2 rRNA genes (1 of these 2 only partly in view) are annotated in these 2,464 nt (G+C 52.9%); both read right to left on the bottom strand.

Going from position 1 to position 2,464, the window contains the following annotated elements:
• Nucleotides 1-5: 5 nt before the first annotated feature.
• Nucleotides 6-122: ribosomal RNA gene (gene rrf / locus H6F80_RS28930) — 5S ribosomal RNA — on the bottom strand.
• Nucleotides 123-211: 89 nt separating this feature from the next.
• Nucleotides 212-2,464, bottom strand: a 23S ribosomal RNA gene (locus H6F80_RS28925); it runs 632 nt beyond the window's last position.

The raw sequence follows: 2,464 nt of genomic DNA, 5'->3' as shown, positions 1-2,464 counted from the left end.
AATTACCCTGGCATCGAGCTATTGTTGCAGGAAGCAACCCTCCAACTATCGTCGCCGTTTCAGCGTTTCACACCTGAGTTCGGGATGGGTCAGGGTGGGTCCACCGTACCATAGACACCAGGAATATTAAAATAAAGCGTTTTACAAAAAGTGAACGCTTAAAAACTGCATAGCTACTTGTCAAGTCATTTATCAAACTACCTACGTTTGTGAAGTCAAGCCCTCGGTCTGTTAGTACAGCTCGACTGCATGTGTTACCACACTTCGATCTACTGCCTATTAACCTGTGGTCTACAGGTGACCTTACTGACTTAAAGTCATGGGAGCACTCATCTTGAGGTGGGCTTCCCACTTAGATGCTTTCAGCGGTTATCCACTCCGCACTTGGCTACCCTGCGTTTACCGTTGGCACGATAACAGGCACACCAGCGGTGCGTTCCTCCCGGTCCTCTCGTACTAAGGAGGACTCCTCTCAATGCTCCAACGCCTGCACCGGATATGGACCGAACTGTCTCACGACGTTCTGAACCCAGCTCACGTACCGCTTTAATGGGCGAACAGCCCAACCCTTGGCACGTACTTCCGCACCAGGTTGCGATGAGCCGACATCGAGGTGCCAAACCTCCCCGTCGATGTGAACTCTTGGGGGAGATCAGCCTGTTATCCCTAGAGTAACTTTTATCCGTTGAGCGACGGCACTTCCACGCGCATACCGTCGGATCACTAAGGCCGTGTTTCCACCCTGCTTGAGTTGTCACTCTCACAGTCAAGCGTTCTTCTGCCTTTACACTCTGCGGCTGATTTCCAACCAGCCTGAGAACACCTTTGCGCGCCTCCGTTACCATTTAGGAGGCGACCGCCCCAGTCAAACTGCCCCCCTGATACGGTTCCCTCCCCAGATCATGGGTGAGGGTTAGAATTCTAGCTCTGACAGAGTGGTATCTCACCGTTGACTCCATTGTCCCCACAAGGACAACTTCATAGTCTCCCACCTATCCTGCGCAGTCAAAGCCCGAACCCAATACCAGGCTACAGTAAAGCTTCATAGGGTCTTTCTGTCCGGGTGCAGGTAGTCCGTATCTTCACAGACACTCCTATTTCGCCGAGTCTCTCTCCGAGACAGCATCCAGATCGTTACGCCTTTCGTGCGGGTCGGAACTTACCCGACAAGGAATTTCGCTACCTTAGGACCGTTATAGTTACGGCCGCCGTTCACCGGGGCTTCGGTCGCCAGCTTTAGCCTTACGGCCTGACCGACTTCCTTAACCTTCCGGCACTGGGCAGGCGTCAGCCCCCATACTTCGTCTTGCGACTTCGCGGAGACCTGTGTTTTTGGTAAACAGTCGCCTGGATCTCTTCACTGCGACCAGCTCTCGCTGGCACCCCTTCTCGCGAACTTACGGGGTCATTTTGCCGAGTTCCTTAGAGAGAGTTATCTCGCGCCCTTTAGTTTTCTCAACCTTCCCACCTGTGTCGGTTTAGGGTACGGGTCAATTTGCGTTAACGTACTTCGGGCTTTTCTTGGAAGCTTGACTTCACACACTTCGGGGACGTATCCCCTCGTACTCATGCCTCAGCTCAAGCTGTTTTCTCCAGCTCTCATCGCCTCGAACACTTAAACCGCTAACCAACATGCGGCTGTGCTAGCCTTCTCCGTCCCCCGGTACAACACAAATCAAGTATCGGAATTTTAACCGATTGTCCATCGACTACGACCTTCGTCCTCGCCTTAGGTCCCGACTAACCCTCCGTGGACGAGCCTTGCGGAGGAACCCTTGGGATTTCAGGGGATAGGATTCTCACCTATCTTTGCGCTACTCAAGCCGACATTCTCACTTCTGCTTCGTCCACACCTGCTTGCCGCTGATGCTTCACCCTACCGCAGAACGCTCCCCTACCACTTGTATTACAAGTCCACAGCTTCGGTATATCGCTTAGTCCCGTTCATTTTCGGCGCAGGAGCGCTTGACCAGTGAGCTATTACGCACTCTTTCAAGGATGGCTGCTTCTAGGCAAACCTCCTGGTTGTCTCTGCACTCCCACCTCCTTTACCACTGAGCGATAATTTAGGGACCTTAGCTGGTGGTCTGGGCTGTTTCCCTCTTGACGATGAAGCTTATCCCCCACCGTCTCACTGGTATGCTTGCCGATTGGTATTCTGAGTTTGACTCGATTTGGTACCGCTCTCGCAGCCCGCACCGAATCAGTGCTTTACCCCCAACCGTCATCACATACCGCTGCGCCTCAACACATTTCGGGGAGAACCAGCTAGCTCCGGGTTCGATTGGCATTTCACCCCTAACCACACCTCATCCGCTGATTTTTCAACATCAGTCGGTGCGGACCTCCACTTGGCTTTACCCAAGCTTCATCCTGGACATGGTTAGATCACCCGGGTTCGGGTCTATAAACACGGATTATCGCCCTATTCAGACTCGCTTTCGCTTTGGCTTCGGCATTTCCG

The sequence above is a fragment of the Leptolyngbya sp. FACHB-711 genome, assembly GCF_014695615.1.
GTDB lineage: Bacteria > Cyanobacteriota > Cyanobacteriia > Elainellales > Elainellaceae > Leptolyngbya_A.
The sequence above is the reverse complement of the archived record's forward strand: the minus strand, read 5'-3'. Positions and strand labels throughout refer to the sequence as shown.